Below are 19822 nucleotides of genomic sequence, written 5' to 3' on the forward strand. Positions count from 1 at the left end.
ACAATCAGGCGTCTTTTTGGCTCTTCGGTCAGAAAAAATGCGGTCCATTGCGCCAATCCAGAGGAGGATGTTGACCGGGAGTTGAGGTTTTTCTTTACAGATAGAAAATAAGTAAAAGGAGAAAAGGATGAGGTTATTAACGGTTTTTCTTGTGCCGGTTGTGGCGTTTGCCGGGGTTATTACCAAAACGCTGGAGTTTGATGCTAAGGACCTCTTTATCACTGAGGTGAACGGGTTTGATGTTGTCCAGTTGAGAAACGGGGCTGCAACTCTCGAGCCGGGAAAGCCCTGCCTGCCGATAAGGGTTTTAAATGTTGTTGTGCCGGCAAACGCCACTGTGACCAAAATTGAGGTTGTGCCATTGGCGAGCGAGCCGCTTGCCGGGGTATATCGGATTCATCCCGCGCAGGAGCCGGTGGTGCTCTCAGCAAAAACACTGCCCGATTTTGTTGAACCTGACCAGGAGATATATTCAAGTGATGAGCCCTTTCCGGGTCGGGTTTACGAATGGAATAATTACACCGGCACGATGTTTGGCTGGCGGGTTTGTGGTTTTGCGGTTTATCCCTTGAGTTATCAGCCGGTTTCAGGCAGGCTCACCCTTTATAAGAAGTTGCAGGTGCGGATTAGTTATGAAGAGGGTGGTATCCGGGCGCCGGTTCTGAGTGAGAGGCAGTGGCAGGCTTTTGCACCGGCAGTGGCAGATATGGTTTTGAATCCCGAGGATGTGGAAAGGTTTGGACCGGCAATGAGACCAAGGGATGGAATGGACTGCGATTATGCCATTATTACCAGTGCTACCCTGGCGAGCAGTTTTCAGAGCCTTGCCGACTGGCGGACAAAAAAGGGCTATTTTACTAAAATCTTCAGAACCGACTCAATCAACAGCGTCTATCCAGGCAGGGACCTGCAGGAGAAAATCAGGAACTTCATCATTGACTACTGGACAAATCACGGACTCATATATGTGCTTTTGGCTGGTGACAATTCAATTGTGCCGGCAAGAAGGGCAAGGTGTGTTGTTGGTAACGAGACCGGCAACATTCCTGCAGATTTGTATTATGGCGACTTGCAGTGGTCCTGGGACGGAAACCGCAATAATATCTTTGGCGAGATGGGCGCTGATACGGTTGATCTGTTCTACGACCTTTTTATCGGCAGGGCATCAGTTGATAATGCCACTCAGGTGAATACATTTATCAACAAGACCCTTTACTACGAGAAGACACCCACAACCGACTACCTGAAGAAAATGCTTTTGCCTTATGTTCAGCTCTGGACCGGCTATTCGGGCAAAATTGTGTCAGACACCATTGCTAACAAGACACCTTCTAACTGGCTTGACTCCTATATTCACAACCCGACATCAAGGACACCGATGCGGGATTCAATCAATGCCGGCTATCATTTATGCCATGCCGCCGCGCACGGTGATGACTACGGCTTTTATACCCAGTCTGGCACACCGATTTATCTTACGAGCGACGCCACTGCCCAGACCAACTCAACACGACCGGTGATATTGAACTCAATCGCCTGCATATCCGGCAATTTTGAGGCTGAGGACTGTCTGGCTGAGGCTTTGATGAACAACCCCAATGGCGGTGCGGTGGCGACGATTATGAACTCCCGTTATGGCTGGGGTACACCACCGACAATGGGTCCTTCCGAGCGGCTTGACTGTATGTTCTATGACTATTACTTTATCGGCGACACAATGGAGATTGGGAGAAATCACTGTGCGAGTAAGGGGGTTTATGGCTACATTGCCCAGAATCAGGCAATCTGGCGCTGGTGCTATTATGAACTTAACCTTTTTGGTGACCCGGCTTTGCCGCTATGGCACGGCGCGCCGGATTCAATGGGGGTGGTGAGTCAGGATACGATTGCTACCGGCACGCAGACCTTTTATGTCTTTGTCACCGATGGTGCTGCACCGGTTGCGGGTGCGCGGGTGTGCTGCTATAAGGAGGGTGAGTTCCACGAGGTTGGCTATACCAACTACAGTGGAATTGCCAGTATAGCTATCAACCCGTTGACAACAGGCACAATGGCGCTGACCGTTTCCAGAAGGCATTTCTTGCCCGTTGAAAAGACAGTAGCGGTAATTCAGGGAACACCCCGACCATATATTACCATCGTCAACTCCTTTATTGCTGACAGCAACAACCATCAACTTGACCCGGGCGAAACCGCAGACCTTTATCTTACCGTGAGGAATATCGGTAGCGCAACCGGAACAAATGTTCGCGGGGTTTTACGCACCGCTTCCCCTTACATTACCATAACTGATTCTCTATCCGATTATGGCAACATCACCACCGGGGATACAGCGGGCGGCAGATTTCAACTGAGCGCAGACGACTCGACACCGTCAGGTGCGCAGATTTCCTTCACCCTGAATATCACCAGTGATGAAGGTTCCTGGGAATCCTCCTTTACAATCACCATTGGCACACCCCTGGGAATTCGGAATTCAGAATCGGGGATTGGTCGGTTCCCTAATTCCCAATTAATGGTCCTACCCAATCCATTCTCAAGTGTTGTCCTCATTAGTTATGACCTTGTTCAAGCCGGCAGGGTCAAGGTTGATGTGTTTGATATCAATGGCACGAGGAGAGCGACACTCCTTGACGCCAATCTTGCCCCGGGCAGGCTGAACCTGCGCTGGGACGGGAAAAATCTCGCAAGCGGTATTTATATTATGCGGGTGAATGCGCCCACAGGGACTGAAACCAGGAAATTAATCATCAAACACTGAAGAGGTAAATTAGGGGCGCTTGTTGCGAGACAAGCGCCCCTTTTATCAGATTTATTCCACTACTACCAGTTTATACCTGGCCGCAGAACCGGCGATATTGAGAAAATAAACACCCTGTTTTATATTACGGGGTAGTGTCAGTACCTCATTTTCAACAAGGGGTTCGGCAACAACTCTGCCGTTACGGTCATAGATTTTAACCGGCAGTTGGGCAGGGGTTGATGAGAGTCGGACAAAACCACTGGCTCGAAGGACATTGGGTGTTATCTGCAATATGCCGGCATTTTTTGAGTGTCTTTCGGTGGCTCCCGTAACCGCCCATTGGTAAAGACCGGTGCGTGCCATATCAAACTGGTAGGTAGGCCATTGCCAGCGTTCGCGGCTGTAGGGAACATCGGTTTCGTAAACAGTAACAGCCATTGTTGTGCCATTGTCATAAGAGACAACGACAATATCAAGGGTATCGTCACCGTCAACATCAGCAACAGTGGCACCGTTAAGATAGGTCCAGCCATAAGGGCGCAAAGGCCAGCCAGACACAGGTGAACCGTCATGGTGCACAGCAAAAAGATAGCCAAGGGTGTCAGAGGACATCAGGTTGCTGGTGAAGATAATTTCCATATCCCCATCGCCGTCAATGTCGGCAACGGTAATGTTGCCTTCAGCAGCGTCACCGTTGGGTTGGATAATCGGGAAGCCATTGAGAACCGAGCCATCGTCATCAAATCCGTATAGGACCGCTGCGGCGCCACCAACAATCCCGGAAAGTCCGCAGATGATTTTCAAGTCATTATCTTGATAAAGGTCGGCAACAGTTGGCGGACAATATGTCCAGCGGGAAAAGGAATAGGGCCAACCCGAAAGAATAGTGCCATCGTGGCGGAAAACATAGGTTCCCTGTCCTTCGCGGTGAAGGGCAATGATAATCTCCAAAGTGTCGTCGCCATCAACATCCGCAAGTGCCGGCGATTGATAGGAAAATGCGCCTCCTTGGGGATTGGTTACTGGCCATCCTGGCAATATCGTGCCATTGGGTTTAAAGACATAAAGGGAGTTGTAAGATGCATAAACTATTTCCTTTTGGCCGTCGAGGTTAATATCGCCGACCGCCGCGCCCAACGCAGGGACATGGTCAAGGGAACAGGGCCAGGCGCCAGGTTGTTGAGTGCCGTTGTGACGCAGGACATGGAGATGACCACCAGGCCAGTCTCTTTCACCAACTATAATCTCCAGGGTATCGTCGCCATCAACATCAGCAAGGGTCGGGCTGTCAGAAAAATTGCCATTGACCAGACCGGTAAATGGCCAGCCAGATTTGAGCGTTCCATCCTCTTTATACACATAAACCGCGCCGCCTGATGACATTCCTCGGGTGCAGATGGCTATTTCATAATTCCCATCCCGGTCGATATCGGCAACCGCTGCCGCATACTGTCCCATCCCAGCGAATGTTTTCGGCCAGCCGGTATAATAGGTGCCGTCATAGCGCCAGACATGAAGTTGACCGGCGGTTGAAGGCATTATTATTTCCATTCTGCCGTCACTATCAAAGTCAGCAAGCGCCACACCTCGGCTGGGTCCGAACATTGAGTTGAAGGTGACCTTTTTGGGCCAGCCGGGCATAATGCGCAGTTCATCTTGGACGTTATTGACAAACGGCACAATAACTTCAGACCAAGAATTAGTGCCCGGAATAGAAGCCTCTGGTCCGGAGATTTCAACCTTTAATCCCGGTTGAAGGGTGGATAAGGTGATAGCGATAATCAGTAACATTTTACCTCCTATTCAATTTCAATGCTTTCTATTGTCAATTCATCCCCTCTGGAAATCTCGGCACCAGCATTGCAGGTGCACATATCATTAGGTGAAGAAAATTCTCTGCCGCACTTCGGGCAGCGCAGGCGTAGCGGAATACGGCAAAACTCGAGTTCAGTATGAGTGAGTAAGGGGTCTTTTTTAATATGGTCAAAATAAAACTGAACACATTCGGGTACCACCGATGAGGTTTCCCCAATTAGCAGTTTAATGCGTAATACTCTCTTCGCATTGAGTTTTCTTGCCTCATTGAGCACTTGATTTATCAGGCTCCGGGTGATGGCAAATTCATGCATAAGTTACATCTCATCTTCAATGCAGTTCACGCAACAGTCGGGCGGCGTTGGAGTCAGCTGGGTTGCGACGAAGCCAATCGGAAAGGAGGTTCCGGGCACGATTGGTATCGCGCATATTTTCCGTATATAAATTGTAAAGTATCTGCACAAGTTGCCACTCGTTTGGCTGAAAAGCAAGCGCCTGTTGGTACATCCTTTCCGCTTCCGGATAATTGCCCATCCCTTGACAGATAAGTCCTCGATGGACAATGAGTTCAAGGCGAATGCGGGGGTCATTTTCAGCGTAGGCAAGTGCCGAGTCAACTGCATTGATGGCATTCTCGTAATCCTGATTGAGTGCAGCAAAACGGGACACATGGTAAAAGAGAAGCATTTTTTGCTGGGGGTCGAGCGGGAATTTGAGTGCAGGTTTGAGAACATTGCTGGCAGCAGCGAAGTCACCTGAATTGGCGTACTCCATCGCCAGCATCAGATAAGAGTGGGCGTAAGTGCTTAATAGTCCTCGGGTATTTTCATCTTTCTCCACCCGCGGGTCAAGCATTGAGTTCATCTTGAACTGTTCTGTCAGGAGCAGGCGGGTGCGGGTGGTATCAACCGTTCCTTCATTACCATATCCCCTAACACCTGTAACCCGACGCACCAGACCTTCGAGACGAAGATACGGGGCGGCGTCAACCATATTGTCAGGTGAGACGGTCGTCGCAAAGTAAACCGGGCTTTTAGGTTGATACCCTTGGGAGAACACCTTTGCCATAAACTCTTCAGGGGTAGATTCGTAATCAGATGGCCAGTTAAGTTTCACCCCTCCGGCAGTAGCGATGATGTTACGAATCATAATATCCTTTAAGAGCACAACCCGATTGCGTTTTCCAATAAAACCTTGGGGTAGGAGATCGATCTCCTCCTCGGTAAAAGATACCGGTGCCCCCCAGCGTCGGAGTTGTTTGCAATACCAAGGGGTATTCAGAAGGGAAAGATTGGCCACCGCCACATTCTTGCCGAAGTTAGGGTCATTACCCGCAACAAGCGAAGGGACAGTCTGCATAAACCACAGAGGAAATGTGTCGTTATCGCCGTTGGTGAAGAGCACCGCCTTTTCGCCTTCACAGCAAATGAGCATATTATAACCGTATTCTGCCGGTATCCAGTTATATCGTCGGGTAACGGTTTTGTAATTTAGAATCATCGGCACAAACCCGAATGCAAGCACGAGACCGGCAATAACTGGCATTGGCACAATCTTTTTCCTTTTCAGTTCGCTGTCTACCCATTTCAGGAATGCATAGGTGCCAGTGCCGATAAAGATGGTGTAGAAGACAAAGGAGAAGGCAAAGAAGTAGTCACGCTCGCGCACTTCGCGGAACTTAAGTTCAGGTCTCGGGTCTGAGGGTGAAAATTTGAGATTAAGATAGGTTAAGAGTCCCAGCGAGGCAACGATAAAGGCGACGAAGATCAGAGCAAAGGACTTTTTGTCTCGCTTGAACTGGTGCCACATCCCCCATAAGCCCAATAACGGGGGAATCAAGCCCAAAATTCCCTGCCACCCTATTCTGAGAAAGATTTTGGGCATATTTGTAAAGAGAATATCAAGAAACCGTTCATTTCCCCACTGCCAGAAGAAATAGCGGACATAGAAGGCAACCTGTTCAATATAGGCACGGATGAGGTTAAATGCGGGATTCTGGTTGCGCCGCCATTCGTCCTCGGTGAGAAACTGGGTTTTCCGGGGGAAAAGTCGCATCGGGTCGTATTGTTCCCGTTTCAACACGCTGACGAAGTCCCGCCAGCGGGCGGGTTCAACCTCGTTAATGCTGGGATAGTGCCGGGCACGCAGGAGCATAATGAACTGAACTGTTCCCGCAAGGAGGACCAGACCCAAAAGTAAAGCGACATATCGGGGACGGAGTTTTTTCTGTGTCTGGAGCCAGTAGAGGTAGCCGCCATACCCGAGGACAAAGATAATGACAAGTGCGGGCGAGCGGAACCAGCGTTCAATAAAAGCGACCGTCGGGGACGCCAAGAAAAGAACGGTATCATCCATAATCCTTTGTCCAGCACCGATATAGGCAACAAGGAATACACCGGCAAGTAAACCCAGTCCGTAGATTAAACTTACATTTCTTTCTGAGCGTTCCATTATTTTAATTCCATAGTAGGTGCCGGCAAGCATCAGCGGGACGACGATGAAGGTGCCACCGGATAAGCCCATTTCGTTAATGGTGAGAATAAGCAAATAGCCGACGATGAATTCAAAGAAGCGGAGATGGATAACCGCATTGCGGTCAACAATCAGGGCAAAGATGAGGATGGCAAAGACAACCAGCATCGGGGTGAAATGGATGCCGGTAGAAACAAAAAGTAGAAAGATGGCGGCAAGGATCTGGCGGTTGTCGCCGGTCCCTTTTTCTCTACCTTCACGCCAAATAAGTGCGAGGTAAAGCACGGTCAAGGCAACAACAACACAAGGTGCATAGACCTCAGCCTCAACACAGTTGTCCCAGTAGGAGTAGGCAAATGCGCACATTAGTGCGGCGAACGCACCGGCAATATGTGCCAGCCACCAGCGCCTTTCCTTTTCCCGTTCGGCAAAGATGGAGAGAAGTTTGACAACGATGAGGTATAAGAGCCCACAGGAGAAGGCACCAAATAAAGTCGGAATCAGGTTCACGCGGAAGGCGATCTCCTTGCCGATAGGTAATAGGGTAAAGAGCCTGCCAATCATCACGAACAGAGGTGTGCCCGGCGGATGGGGAATACCGGCAATGTAAGAGACGGCAATTAGTTCAGCGCAGTCCCAGAATGAGGCGGTGGGAGCAACGCTGTAAAGATAGACCGAAAGCACAACCAAACAGACAACCAAAAAGATAATTAGTCGCCAATGTGATTCTTTCATTCTTTTAACTCTCCTTTAATAGTGCTTGCATCAGATTATACTTTAACTGGGATGGTGTCAAATTGATTAGGAGTCTGCCCCGCTGGGCATAACTGATGCTGCCGGTGGTTTCAGAGACAACAACCGCAACCGCATCGGTAATGGCGGTTATGCCGGCGGCAGCACGATGGCGCATACCTGTCCCTGGTTCTCCTTCACCGATTGGTAGAGTACAGCCGGCAGCGATAATGTGAACGCCACTGATGATAACCGCACCATCATGCAAAGGGGATGGGGGTGTAAAGATGGAGACGAGCAAGGGGGCTGATACCTTTGCTTCAAGTTTTGTGCCGGTTTCGGTGTATTCGCGTAAGCCAATCTCCCGTTCAATGACAATCAAGGCGCCAATTTTTCTCTCCTTCATCTGGGCACAGGCGGCAACCAGTTCCTCAATCAGGGTGGAGTCAGCGGTCGGTCGGAAGAGAAAGCGAATCGGGCGGGTGCGACCGAACCGGGAAAGGAGGTTGCGGATTTCGGGCTGGAACAGGATCACAAAGGCAACAAGCCAGACCGTTGTTAAAGAGCTGACAATTAGTCCGAGCGTTTTGAAGTCAAGCCAGCGGGCAACCGAACCGATTACGACAAGGAGGAGTAGCGCATAAAGCATCCGCATTGCCCTGGTTCCACGCAGAAAGCGCAGGAAGTAATAGGCGAGGATGGCGACGATGATAATGTCAATCGCATCAATTATCCGGAAGCGGATGAAGTCGGTAATCATCTTTTCTCTCCGGTTGCAGGTGCCAGGCGGAGCGCATCAAAAATTGCCAGCGCCCTTTTGACCTTTTGGACATCGTGGACGCGGATGATACTGGCGCCGTTTTTCGCTGCGATGACTGCAGCCGCAATCGTGCCTTCAAGCCGCTCCTCAGGCGGTAGGTTTAATATCATCCCGATAAATGATTTGCGCGATGGTCCGACAACAATCGGTTGACCAAGTGTGCGCAGTTCACCAAGCCGGCGCAGGATTTCAAGGTTGTGTTCAAGTTTCTTGCCGAAGCCGATGCCCGGGTCAATAAAGATGCGCTCCTGCCTGATGCCGGCTTTAATTCCCTTTGCTATCGCCAGGGCGAGTTTGTTGACAATCTCCTGCATCAGGTCCTTATACACCGGGTTTTTCTGCATTGTCTTCGGTCTGCCTTTTATGTGCATCACAATCACGAATGAATCGGCACGGGCGCACACTTTAGCCATTTTGGGGTCAAATCCGAAACCGGAGATGTCATTGATGATACTGCAACCTTCGTTCAAGGCAATTTCAGCAACACGGGCACTGGTGGTGTCAACCGAAATCGGCACCTTCACCCTTTTTGCCAGCCCTTTCAGGATCGGCAACAGCCGTTCAATTTGCTCCTCTGCTTTTACCGGTCTTGAGCCCGGTCGGGTTGATTCAGCACCGATGTCAATGATGTCCGCACCCTCATCAACCATTTCCAAACCGTGGTCAATCGCCTTTTGTGGTGAGAGAAACCTGCCACCGTCATAAAATGAGTCAGGGGTGATATTGAGAATCCCCATCACATAGGTCCTTTTGAAGTCAAAAATCCTGCCCTTGATTTTAACCGGGGTGGGCAGATTGAAAACCTGCTCGGTCAGCATCTTCAATTCCGGTACGAGCCGGCGCGCACATTCAGGCTGATGCTCAAGCCTTAGGCAGATTTCCTCAATCTGGCGGGGCGTGGCAAAGAGGATGGCGTCGCTTTTTTTCACCCTACCGGAGATGCAATCGCGGTGAATTGCGCAGTCCGCACCGGTGATGAGCGCGGTCTGCTTGAGGATGTTGGCACCCGCAGGGGAAAGCCCGGGAACTTTTATCGTCAAAATCCGGCTCTTTTTAGCAAAGATTTGCCATGCCTTGGGGTCAACACCAATGCGGTGAAGTTCTGCGTTCAGGTCCTGCTCGTGCTTTAGCTCGAGGATACGCATCTATAGAACCTGGGCGATTCTTTCCAAAGCCCAGTCAATCTCCTCCTTTTTTATCACCAAGGGCGGGGCAAAGCGAATGACCGTTTCGTGGGTGTCCTTGGCAAGGATGCCCAGTTTAAGGAGTTTTTCACAATAGGCTCTTGCCGGACCTGCCTCGGGTTTCAGTTCCACGCCAATCAGAAGCCCTTTGCCCCGGATTTCTGCCACCTTTTCAGATTTAATTTTTTTCAGTTCTGCCTGGAAATAGGCGCCGAGTTCAAACGAGCGCTCGGCAAGTTTTTCCTCGAGGATTACCTCAATTGCGGCTCTGCCAACTGCGCACGCCAAGGGGTTGCCGCCAAAGGTTGAGCCGTGATTGCCCGGCACAAATACCGCCATAATCTCTTGAGATGAGAGGACCGCAGAGACCGGCATGCAGCCACCACCTAACGCCTTGCCCAAAATCAAAACATCGGGTCGGGCATCCTCGTACTGATAACAGAAGAGCCTGCCGGTCCTGCCGAGACCGGTCTGAATCTCGTCAAGGATGAATAAAACCCGGTGCGCCTGGCAGATTTCCCTTGCCCTTTTCAGGTAGCCCTGTTTCGGCACAACCACACCGCCCTCACCCTGAATCGGCTCAACAAGAAATCCAACGGTGGTTTCGTTAATCGCCTGCTCGAGCGCGCTGGTGTCGTCATAGGGGATGACTTTGAATCCGGGTGTGAAAGGACCAAACCCGTCCCGGTAAAGGGCTTCGGTTGAAAAACTGACGATGGTGATTGTCCGACCGTGAAAGTTGTTGGCACAGACAATAATCTCTGCCCGGTCCGGTTTGACATTTTTTCTCGTGTAGCCCCAGCGCCGCGCCAGTTTGATTGCGGTCTCAACCGCCTCCGCACCGGAGTTCATTAAAAGCGCCTGCTCCTGACCGGTGATTTCTGAGAGCAGTTTACAGAACGGTGCAAGCTGGTCATTGTGAAACGCCCTTGAGGTCAAGGTCAGCCTGTTTGCCTGCTCAAACAGGGCTTCAATGATTTTTGGGTGGCGGTGACCCTGATTTAGTGCCGAATATGCTGACAGCATATCAAGGTAGCGCCTGCCTTCAACATCCTCAACCCAGACCCCTGAGCCTTTTGCAATCACCACCGGCAGGGGATGGTAATTGTGGGCGCAGTAAATCTCTTCCAGCCGAATGTAGTCCTGATTCGTCAATTCTAACTCCTTTCAGGTTGAACCTTCATCTCATTTTAGCCTGAATTAACATACTGTCAACAGAGCCCTGATTGCTGCTGACGGCAATGTGTTTGCCTAAAGGAAGGGTTTCAGGTTAAGGTAAAGGCAGACTCCTCTACCTCTGCCCCAACCTCAACCTTTCCCCTATGGGGGTGGTGGGGAGGACCTACCCTTAAAACCAATAACTAAAAAGGATAAACTCATTAACCATTTGCCAGTATGTGATTTAGACTCTTAAGGTGTTAAAATCTTAAGGTTTTGCTGTTAATTTTTCCTGAATTCTGGCTCTAAGTAATGGGAATGGAATAAATAAATTCGGGGATAACATTTGACCGCTTGGAGGGCAAAATTGACCTGGTAATTGACCGCAAAATGGTTTGAACCTTTGCTTGACATTGATTAACTTTTGGCAATACTTGAGTGATGACCATCAGTGAGTTTCAGGAACTGATAAGGAAAATCTATTTTGTTAAGGATAGCCAGCGCGGCAAGGACGGCACCTTTCGCTGGTTTGCCGAAGAGGTGGGCGAACTGGCGCGCGCACTCCGGAAAAATGTCCAGAAGGAGAAGGAGGAGGAGTTTGCCGATGTGTTTGCCTGGCTCGTCAGTCTGGCGAGCCTTGAAGGCGTTTCTCTGGACAGGGCGTGTGCGAAGTACCGCAACGGCTGTCCCAAGTGCCATTCGGTGCCTTGCGAGTGCAAAGAGACCTCAAAGGACTAAGGATGCGAGAGAAAGGGGGAATATGGGAGCAATGAGCATTTTGCTTGCTATTCTTGTCAACCAGGTGTCCTTGATAGTAATCCGGGCATTTGACACACCGAATGATGGTGGCAAGAGTATCACCATTCAGTTTGATGTGCCCTCACAACTGCCGACTGATGTGCTGATTCTAGAGCGGACCGAAGAGGGGGGCGAACCGGCAATAATTGCCACGCTTAATCCTAATGAAACCAGCTATATTGATGAAGGGGTGGTTGATACCAAACGCTATCAGTACCGTTTTGCTTCGGTTAAGGGCACAGATACGCTCTGGAGTGAAACCACGGGCTGGGTGAAAAGCTCGCCCCAGTTCTTCAACTGGGCGCGGGTAAATATCCTCGTGGCGATGCTCATCTTTTTTGCCTTGGTAATTTATTTCATTGAGCATGCCAAGGCAGGCAGGCATCTTTTTGTTCGGCGCATTGCCGGTCTGGATGCGGTTGAAGAGGCGGTTGGCAGGGCAACAGAGATGGGTAAGCCGATTGTCTATGTTCCGGGCTTGGGTTCGGTTGCTGACATCGCCACCATTGCCTCGCTCAACATCCTGGGGGAGGTGGCGAAAAAGACCGCCCAGTACGACTCGGCACTATTGGTTCCCAACCGCGACCCGATTGTCTATACCGTCGCCCGTGAGGTGGTGAAGGAGGCATATACCAAGGCGGGCAGACCTGATGCCTTCAAGCCGGACAACATCTTCTATGTCACATCCGAGCAGTTTGCCTATGCGGCAGCGGTTGACGGGTTGATGGTCAGGGAAAAACCGGCAACCAACTTCTTCCTTGGGACCTTCTGGGCAGAGTCATTAATCCTTGCTGAAACCGGGGCAACCACCGGTGCAATTCAAATCGCGGGAACAGACTCGGTGTTCCAGCTGCCTTTCTTCATCACCGCCTGTGACTACACCCTGATTGGCGAAGAACTCTATGCCGCATCTGCCTATCTTTCAAGAGAGCCTTTACTCTTGGGCTCGCTCAAAGGGCAGGACTTCGGCAAACTTTTGATTATGGTGATTATCATCATTGGTTCGGCACTCTTACTCCTCTCAAAAATCCCCACGCTCAAATTCTTCTCCCAAATCATCAACTTCTTTAATGTAAGTTAAGGAGGCAAATATGCGCAGGACGCTACCTTTGGCAATCTGTCTGGGTATGGGCATTGTGATGATGTGTCAGTTCTTCATACCCCATCCGGTCTCGGTCAGTTTCTATGACCTGACCACCAAATGGATCAGGATTGTCTCGGCATTCGCCTTGGTCTTAGGTGTTGGCAGCCTTATCCTTTATCACATTGACCGGCTTCAGCGCAAAAGAACGGGCTGGGGGTATTCCATCGTTACCCTCGTCGCCTTGGTGATAACCGCATTGATAGGTTTAATCTGGGGTGTGAAGCCGGGCTCACCATTGCAGGAGGTTCTGTTCAAAAACATCCTTGTTCCTCTGAACTCATCAATGTTTGCCATTTTGGCATTCTATATGGCATCTGCTGCCTACCGTGCCTTCCGCGCCCGCACCAAAGAGGCGGCACTACTCTTAATTGCCGCCTTTGTCGTGATGATTGGCATGGTCCCGGTTGGTGCGGCAATCTGGGGAAAACTGCCCGAACTGGCAGAATGGGTTCTCTCGGTTCCCAATATGGCGGCAAAGCGGGGGATTCTCTTTGGTGTTGCCTTAGGCGCAATAGCAACATCGCTCAAGGTTATCTTGGGGATTGAAAGGGGCTGGTTAGGAGGAGGTAAGGGATGAGCATCTTCGAGAAACTGTTAAAGATTGACCGTAAGATAATCTTTATTGTGATGGCGGTTTTGGTCCTGTTTCCCCTTCTCAAACCCTTGGGACTGGGTGTGAGTTCTGGACCAAGGGCAAAGGCGGTATTTGATGCGGTTGATGCGATTCCACCCGGCAAGACGCTACTCATTTCTGTTGATTTTGACCCGGCTTCAATGCCTGAACTCTATCCAATGCTCGTCGCCCTGATGCGGCATGCATTTGCCCGTGATGTCAAGGTTCTCCTGTGCGGGCTGTGGATTACCGGTGCCGGTCTTGCCGACAAGGCAATAACTGAGATTCCGCCGGAGTATGGTAAAAGGTATGGCGAGGATGTGGTCTATCTTGGCTGGAAGGCGGGTGTTGATGCGGTAATCTTGGGAATGGGGGAAAACATCAAGAATGTTTTTCCGGTTGACTATTACGGACACCCCCTTGATTCCCTTTTGATGATGCAGGAGGTAACAAGGCTAAAGGACATTCCCTTTATGGTTGCCATCTCCGCAGGCACCCCGGGCTTTGCTGACTGGCTGCTATATGCCCAGTCAAGGTATGGGATGCGTGTCGCTGCCGGTGTCACTGCAGTTTCTGCTGCTGATGCCTATCCTTATCTTCAGAGCGGTCAACTGACCGGTCTTTTAGCCGGAATGAAAGGGGCAGCAGAATACGAGGTTCTAATCCAGCGTAACAATTACAGCAAGGCTTATATGCCCGCGGTGGCGGCAATGGACTCTCAGTCCTTAGCCCATATTGTGATTATGGTCCTGGTTATTATCGGGAACCTGGCATTTTTTGCCACCCGCAGGAAAAGGAGGTAAGATGCATATCTCAACCAGTATCTGGACCTGGCTCGCGGTCATACTGACCTTTGGTATTTTCTCCTTTCTTTGGAAGGACAACCCATTTTACAAGTTCTGCGAACACCTGTTTGTTGGTGTCTCGGTAGGTTACACCATCGCCCTCACCTGGTATAACTCGGTTTATCCTGACCTGGTTACTCCCCTTTTCCGGCAGGGGCAGTTACTTTACATCATTCCGTTTGCGCTCGGTCTCTGCTACTTCTGCCGGTTCATACCCAAGGTCTCCTGGCTCATCCGCATTCCGATGGGCTTTGTCTTGGGCTGGGCGTCAGGCGTGGCAATTCCGGCATATTTCCAGACCAATATCATCAAACAGATTCAGGGGACGTTATTAACACCTTCAATCTTTGCCCGTTGGGATGTTTTCCTCTGGGCGTTGATTTCATTTATCGGTGTCATCTGCTCGGTACTCTACTTCTTCTTCTCAAGGGAACACAAGGGGGCATTAAAAATTGCCTCTGAGACCGGCATTATCTTTCTGATGATTGGGTTTGGCGCCTCATTCGGCTACACGGTGATGGCACGCATGTCCCTTCTCATCGGCAGGTTCCAGTTTCTATTGCGCGACTGGCTCGGGGTGATAAGATAGCTTTTGCCCAGGGCTGACCTGTGTTCTTTTTGTCATTACTCCTGATGATGCAACTTAAAGAGCCCCTCATCCGGGGCCGGGATTATTTCGGACCTATTAAAGTGTCCCGTTTTCTCTTGGATACCAACCTCGTTATTTTCTTGGATGTGGACGGCGACCGCAAGCCGGATACCCTTGAGGTACAGTTTCTGCAAATCCAGTGGTGTTTGAGAATCAGAGCCCACAAATCTGAGGTAATTTTGGCTTTGACCGAGGATGAGGCATTGTTTTATGACACCTTTACTGATATTTATGCTGAAGTCGCCACCGCCTTTTTGACTAATGAAGAAAAGCCCTTACTCCTGGTGGCGAAAGAGGTATTTCCTGCGCTCGGGAATCAGTTCTGGATTTACGATGTTGTGCACACCGCCAGGGGTCTGAACGCAGAAACGCTCCTCAATGTGCCTAATGCCGGATGGGCAAATAGTCCGGTGCTAATTAAACCAGGCTATGTTGAAATCCAGCATTTCCGCAACTGGACGATCGCCAAGTACATCTGGGATGGCGATAAATTTATTGAAGTTCCGGTTCCCGAAAAATAGATGATTTTGAGCACATTCTTGATAGTATTCATCTGTGCAGTTCCTGCTTCAGAAACCGGGGTTGAATACATTCCGAGCGATTCCCGGCTCTATGAGGACATTGACCTATTGAAGACATCGGGACTGATTTCAACTCTACCCTCAACAAGCCGACCCTGGCCAAGAAAGGAGCTGTTTCGCCTTTTCCTTGAGGCTGATTCCAATGGTAAATCCCAACATTTGAATTTAGCACAAAGGGCAGCACTCAATCGCTTAAGTTGGGAGTTTGGTGAAGAACTGCAACTGGTGAAAAGGAGAAAGCCGGTCTTCAGTTTCAATGTTGATGATGGTGTGGTTCGGGCAGATTTCTTTTCCCGCGCCCACTTAACCAAAGAAAAGCAGCGAGTTGGTATTGGTACCGTCTTTAACAATAGACCCGACAACAGGTTTTTCTTTTCTGAACGGATAGAGATGTCCTTTTTGAACCCTCGTGAACCAAGGGTGTTTGACTCCTCGGGCTGTCATAACCCTAACAGCCGGGTAATCTCCTGGCGTGACCGGGTTCTTTTTGAGATGGAGCGGGCATATTTTGGTTTCAAACTCCCTTGGGTCAGAATGGAGATAGGCAGGGATGAACTCTTCTGGGGTCCTGGTTATCTTTCCTCAGTGATGCTTTCCGACAATGCGCCAGCGCTTGACCAGATTCAGTTTTCCCTCACCGGTCCTAACCTAAAATTTATCAGTTTTACTGCGATGCTTTCCCGTTGGAATGAGAGGCACCCTTTTCTCTCTGCGCAAAGGCTTGAGGTTTCCCTTTGCCAACGCCTCACCATTGGTGGTGCGATGTTTAATGTGTATACCTATGAGTCGGCACAGGACTTCAGCGGCATGCTCAATCCGTTGCTTCCCCTTTATTTCTCGGTTGCTAATTCCGGGCACGGTGACAATTTGCTTGTAGGCGGGGATGCGGTGCTGTACCTCCCCCGGACAAAAATCTACGGGCAGTTACTTATTGACAACTTTGAGTTCAATACGAGAAAGGATGCGCCTAACTGCGTTGGCTTGCAGACAGGCATCTTCTTTACGCCCCAAATACCTATCGACATTCGCCTTGAATATGCCCTTGTTACCGCCTTCACCTACTATCACCGGCTGCGCGATATAATATTTGCAAACTACTCCGTGCCCTTGGGGCATGAGATTGGACCCGATGCCGACCAGTTATGGGGAAGGGTGAGGTTCACTATCTTTGACTGGCTTCAGACCTCATTATCAGCCGATTACACCCGTCGTGGCTTTTACAATCGGGGTGATTTGGACCGGCTTTGCTTTGATCTGTCAACTGACACGGTTTTTCTTCGTCGTTACTACGAGTTTCCTGCCCGGGGCTGGGATTCAGCCGGAACGGTTGTTGAGGAGGTGGAAAGGACATTGCGTATCGGACCGGAAGTAGAGTTCTCACCTCTGCCCGAACTTTATCTATTAACAAAAGCGGCCTTGAGTTACTGTCAGCATCCCGAGGGCGCGCCTAATAGAAAAAGGGTTCAGCCGGAGTTTTTCATTAAGGTGGAGTATCGTTATCGATGACAACCGCACCCAATACCCTTTCAATCTCCTTCTTACCAATCTCACCCTTGCGGATTATTCGGGGCGGCTCGACCGTCAGGTCAAGGATTGTTGAAGCCCTGCCACTCCCACTTCTTCCTGCATTTATTGCCAAATCGACTTGACCGATAACCTCCGCCGCAATTTTAGCAAAATCGTTCGTCGCTGGTTCGCCACTTTTGTTGGCACTTGTGCCCGCAAGCGGTGCGCCCAACTCTTCGGAGATGCTGGCAAAAATCCCATTGGCGACAACCCTGATGCCAACGGTCTCTCTGCTCGCGGTGACAATATCAGGTACCATCTCTGAACGGAAAAATATCAAGGCAAGTGGTCCGGGTAGAAAACGGTCAATCAGTGGCTCTGCCCATTCCGGAACCTCCTTTACCATCATCCGCAGCTGACTCTTGTTGCCGCAGTGGATAAGTAACGGCTGGCTAAAATTCCTGCCTTTGATGGCAAATATTGTTTTAATCGCCTCAGGCTGCCTGATATCCGCACCGATTCCATAAACCGTTTCGGTGGGGAAAATCACCAGTCCCCCCCTTTTTAATGTCCTCACCGCCTGGAGAACCGCTTCTTCACCAGCAGCAGTTATCCGCGCCATTCTTTTATAACGCCTTTGTTATCCCCTTTATTAACAATCTTTTTTCGCCCATCTTCACCGATTCGCCTGGCTTTTTGCCCAAAAGCGCTCTTGCCATTGGTGACTCAAAAGATATTACCCCTTTTTCCGGGTCTGAATCCCAGGGTCCCAGGATGACAAACTCCTGAATTTTGCCCTCCTCATCAGCAAGTTGGACCCGGCAGCCAATGTTGACCTGGCTGGTATCAATCTTATCCGGCTCAAGCGCCCGGGCATTTTTCAGCGCTGTCTGGAGGCGCCTGATTTTCTCCATTAGGCGCATCTGCTTTTCCTTTGCCGCCTTGTATTCATAGTTTTCTGAAAGGTCACCGAACGCGCGCGCACGGGCTAGTTCCTCTGCCGATTTGGGCAGTTCCTCCCGGATTAAAAAATCAAGTTCCCTTTTTGCCCTTTCGATCCCTGCGACCGAACTCCAGACGATTGGTGACTCCTGGTTGGGTGCAAGTTTTCCAAATTTGCTGGTAATCAAATCAGTAATATCGTCTTGTTGAAACTGTTCAAGGGTGCGGCTCGCCTGGATGCGCTGCAAAAGGCGGCTTGCCTCCTCTTCGTTCAAATCCTCCAAGAGCGCAAGTATTAGCCGGTAGTTTTCCGCAACAAGGAGTTTTTTCGCCCGGTTTTGGCGGCTGCGGTTTGAATCCAGCTCCATAATGTCAAGGAGTCGTGAGACCGTCTGACGGGCAGAAAAGGTGTCGGTTCTTTCCGCAAGGAAGAGAAACGCCTCGGCATTGGCACGATAATCGGTCAAAACCGATGCCAGCAATTTCTGCCATACCGGTGGCTTTTCCCTTTGCAGTTTTTCGGCAATAAGGCTGCGGCTCCGGCTATCATTCACGCTCAGGAAAAGGAGTTGGTATAGCTCCTCCCAGTCAGGGCGTATTTTAACCAACTCCTCAAGAACCCTTTTTCTCTCCTGGGTGGTGCGCAAACCTGTAAAGGCTTGTAATAGCTCTGTCAGAGTTGCTGATGCCAGTTTACTGGTATCGTATTCACTCACCGGCTCTTTTTTTTCTTTTTTGGGCAATTTCTCACCATTCCCACCTACCTTATCTTCAGGCTTGTCAACCCAAAGGTAGGAACGGACCGGTCGGTTCTGAACAACAATATGGGGATGGCTCCTGAGCCCCTTTTTTGCCCTTTCCCAGAAACTGGCGTAGTTTTCCTTCCCTATTAGGGGTAAGAGTGTCCTTTCAATTTCACTTGGGCTCGCACCTTTTCTGATATCGCGGAGATAGCGTGCCACCACCTCTGCCGGCTCTTTCGCAATCAACTCCTTGAGTTTTTCCGGCTCTTTATTTTTTAGATAAAAGAAGCCCATCTCGTCAGGAAAACTGAAACGGTTGACAGCGCTCTGAACATCAAGGGTCAAATCAATCCCGGAGTCAAATCGGACCAAAACCCGGTCAAGGAGTAAATCAAGGCTTTTAATTTCACCCGACCCCTCCTCCTCGTCATAGACCAGCCTGCCCGGCATCAGGGAGAAGTAACGGTCAAACCTTTCCAGCGCCTCGGTCAAAGGCTCGCCATATCCCAGACCCGCCTTCTGCAAGATTTTGTCCAATAAAGGCTCATGCTGGTAAAGGTTTTTCAGGCAGTTGGTGATTGCCTTGGTGAGTTTTTCATCATCAGGGTTCAGTTCCACAAGTCGGCGCAGGACCCTTAATTCCTCATCGTAGCGCCCCTGGTCTTGCAGATGGGTGGCCAGAACCCACAGGAGGGTAATTGCCAGTTCCTTTGTTCCCCAGCGAATCACCAGTTCCACCAGATTTAGAAGTTCAGCCAGGCTCAGGTTTTTTTCCAAAAGTTCCAGATATGTCCCCTCCAGTTCTTGGTACTGTTTCTTGCCCAACTGGTAACGGAAAAGTTTTATCAGTTCCTCAGCCATCCCTTTTCTCTCCTATAGGAATAAGATACTTTTTTGTTGGCATAAAACCATGCCAGGAGCGCCTGCTCTGGTATCTTTCACCATAAGTTTCATAACCCGATTATAATTTATGGGCTTGGCGGGTCAAAGTAATCATAGGTTAACCTTTATATCCCTGTTTTTTATTGTAGCCTTCGCCCCTTTTGGATGAAAAACCGGGGTTTAAAGAAAAGGGCA

Annotated in this window: 16 protein-coding genes; 8 read left to right on the forward strand and 8 right to left on the reverse strand. The window is 50.0% G+C overall.

The features are described 5' to 3' along the window. The first annotated feature begins 127 nt into the window (after positions 1 to 127). Positions 128 to 2761, forward strand: a complete 2634-nt coding sequence (locus tag ABIK47_04585; GenBank protein ID MEO0019902.1) for a C25 family cysteine peptidase — start codon at positions 128 to 130, stop codon at positions 2759 to 2761. Between the two features lie 51 nt (positions 2762 to 2812). On the opposite strand, the gene ABIK47_04590 is transcribed toward ABIK47_04585, so the two are convergent. The 6 genes from ABIK47_04590 to rocD are packed head-to-tail and all read right to left on the reverse strand — an operon-like array spanning position 2813 to position 10921. After that, complete coding sequence (locus ABIK47_04590) at positions 2813 to 4534, reverse strand: T9SS type A sorting domain-containing protein (GenBank protein ID MEO0019903.1); 1722 nt, start codon at positions 4532 to 4534, stop codon at positions 2813 to 2815. 8 nt (positions 4535 to 4542) lie between these two features. After that, positions 4543 to 4872 (reverse strand): hydrogenase maturation nickel metallochaperone HypA, encoded by a 330-nt coding sequence (locus tag ABIK47_04595; protein MEO0019904.1) that lies wholly within the window; start codon positions 4870 to 4872, stop codon positions 4543 to 4545. Between the two features lie 16 nt (positions 4873 to 4888). After that, the gene (locus tag ABIK47_04600; GenBank protein ID MEO0019905.1) at positions 4889 to 7765 is read right to left on the reverse strand and encodes a DUF2723 domain-containing protein; all 2877 of its coding nucleotides are present in this window, start codon (positions 7763 to 7765) and stop codon (positions 4889 to 4891) included. Between the two features lie 4 nt (positions 7766 to 7769). After that, positions 7770 to 8522 carry a diadenylate cyclase CdaA gene (gene cdaA / locus ABIK47_04605; GenBank protein MEO0019906.1) on the reverse strand — a complete coding sequence of 251 codons (753 nt, stop codon included), beginning with the start codon at positions 8520 to 8522 and terminating at the stop codon, positions 7770 to 7772. Further along, entirely contained in the window at positions 8519 to 9727 is a 1209-nt protein-coding gene (folP, locus tag ABIK47_04610) for a dihydropteroate synthase (GenBank protein MEO0019907.1), read from the reverse strand. The genes cdaA and folP overlap by 4 nt, the downstream gene beginning before the upstream one ends. Further along, positions 9728 to 10921 (reverse strand): ornithine--oxo-acid transaminase, encoded by a 1194-nt coding sequence (gene rocD / locus ABIK47_04615; GenBank protein MEO0019908.1) that lies wholly within the window; start codon positions 10919 to 10921, stop codon positions 9728 to 9730. It lies immediately after the preceding gene. A gap of 444 nt (positions 10922 to 11365) precedes the next feature. Here rocD and ABIK47_04620 point away from each other — a divergent pair, with 444 nt between their 5' ends. The 7 genes from ABIK47_04620 to ABIK47_04650 are packed head-to-tail and all read left to right on the forward strand — an operon-like array spanning position 11366 to position 17060. Next, the gene (locus ABIK47_04620) at positions 11366 to 11662 is read left to right on the forward strand and encodes a MazG nucleotide pyrophosphohydrolase domain-containing protein (GenBank protein ID MEO0019909.1); all 297 of its coding nucleotides are present in this window, start codon (positions 11366 to 11368) and stop codon (positions 11660 to 11662) included. A gap of 31 nt (positions 11663 to 11693) precedes the next feature. After that, positions 11694 to 12803 carry a DUF6754 domain-containing protein gene (locus ABIK47_04625; protein MEO0019910.1) on the forward strand — a complete coding sequence of 370 codons (1110 nt, stop codon included), beginning with the start codon at positions 11694 to 11696 and terminating at the stop codon, positions 12801 to 12803. A 10-nt stretch (positions 12804 to 12813) separates the two neighbouring features. Then, entirely contained in the window at positions 12814 to 13443 is a 630-nt protein-coding gene (locus ABIK47_04630) for a hypothetical protein (protein MEO0019911.1), read from the forward strand. After that, on the forward strand, positions 13440 to 14282 hold the full coding sequence (locus ABIK47_04635; protein ID MEO0019912.1) for a hypothetical protein: 843 nt from the start codon (positions 13440 to 13442) through the stop codon (positions 14280 to 14282). Before ABIK47_04630 ends, ABIK47_04635 begins: the two co-directional genes overlap by 4 nt. Before the next feature lies 1 nt (position 14283). Then, entirely contained in the window at positions 14284 to 14913 is a 630-nt protein-coding gene (locus ABIK47_04640) for a hypothetical protein (GenBank protein MEO0019913.1), read from the forward strand. A 44-nt stretch (positions 14914 to 14957) separates the two neighbouring features. Continuing rightward, positions 14958 to 15494 carry a hypothetical protein gene (locus tag ABIK47_04645; protein MEO0019914.1) on the forward strand — a complete coding sequence of 179 codons (537 nt, stop codon included), beginning with the start codon at positions 14958 to 14960 and terminating at the stop codon, positions 15492 to 15494. A gap of 6 nt (positions 15495 to 15500) precedes the next feature. Next, positions 15501 to 17060, forward strand: coding sequence for a capsule assembly Wzi family protein (locus ABIK47_04650; protein MEO0019915.1), 1560 nt, complete (start codon positions 15501 to 15503; stop codon positions 17058 to 17060). On the opposite strand, the gene ABIK47_04655 is transcribed toward ABIK47_04650, so the two are convergent. Beyond that, positions 17035 to 17682, reverse strand: a complete 648-nt coding sequence (locus tag ABIK47_04655; protein ID MEO0019916.1) for an L-threonylcarbamoyladenylate synthase — start codon at positions 17680 to 17682, stop codon at positions 17035 to 17037. The genes ABIK47_04650 and ABIK47_04655 overlap by 26 nt on opposite strands. A gap of 4 nt (positions 17683 to 17686) precedes the next feature. Further along, complete coding sequence (locus ABIK47_04660) at positions 17687 to 19606, reverse strand: GreA/GreB family elongation factor (protein MEO0019917.1); 1920 nt, start codon at positions 19604 to 19606, stop codon at positions 17687 to 17689. Positions 19607 to 19822: the final 216 nt, after the last annotated feature.

This window comes from candidate division WOR-3 bacterium (assembly GCA_039801245.1).
Lineage (GTDB): Bacteria > Hydrothermota > Tepidihabitantia > Tepidihabitantales > Tepidihabitantaceae > JAOABP01.

Coding starts and splice junctions, on each gene's coding strand:
- ABIK47_04585 (MEO0019902.1), top strand. CDS start 128: ATGAGGTTATTAACGGTTTTTCTTGTGCCGGTTGTGGCGTTTGCCGGG.
- ABIK47_04590 (MEO0019903.1), bottom strand. CDS start 4,534: ATGTTACTGATTATCGCTATCACCTTATCCACCCTTCAACCGGGATTA.
- ABIK47_04595 (MEO0019904.1), bottom strand. CDS start 4,872: ATGCATGAATTTGCCATCACCCGGAGCCTGATAAATCAAGTGCTCAAT.
- ABIK47_04600 (MEO0019905.1), bottom strand. CDS start 7,765: ATGAAAGAATCACATTGGCGACTAATTATCTTTTTGGTTGTCTGTTTG.
- cdaA (MEO0019906.1), bottom strand. CDS start 8,522: ATGATTACCGACTTCATCCGCTTCCGGATAATTGATGCGATTGACATT.
- folP (MEO0019907.1), bottom strand. CDS start 9,727: ATGCGTATCCTCGAGCTAAAGCACGAGCAGGACCTGAACGCAGAACTT.
- ABIK47_04620 (MEO0019909.1), top strand. CDS start 11,366: ATGACCATCAGTGAGTTTCAGGAACTGATAAGGAAAATCTATTTTGTT.
- ABIK47_04625 (MEO0019910.1), top strand. CDS start 11,694: ATGAGCATTTTGCTTGCTATTCTTGTCAACCAGGTGTCCTTGATAGTA.
- ABIK47_04630 (MEO0019911.1), top strand. CDS start 12,814: ATGCGCAGGACGCTACCTTTGGCAATCTGTCTGGGTATGGGCATTGTG.
- ABIK47_04635 (MEO0019912.1), top strand. CDS start 13,440: ATGAGCATCTTCGAGAAACTGTTAAAGATTGACCGTAAGATAATCTTT.
- ABIK47_04640 (MEO0019913.1), top strand. CDS start 14,284: ATGCATATCTCAACCAGTATCTGGACCTGGCTCGCGGTCATACTGACC.
- ABIK47_04645 (MEO0019914.1), top strand. CDS start 14,958: ATGATGCAACTTAAAGAGCCCCTCATCCGGGGCCGGGATTATTTCGGA.
- ABIK47_04655 (MEO0019916.1), bottom strand. CDS start 17,682: ATGGCGCGGATAACTGCTGCTGGTGAAGAAGCGGTTCTCCAGGCGGTG.
- ABIK47_04660 (MEO0019917.1), bottom strand. CDS start 19,606: ATGGCTGAGGAACTGATAAAACTTTTCCGTTACCAGTTGGGCAAGAAA.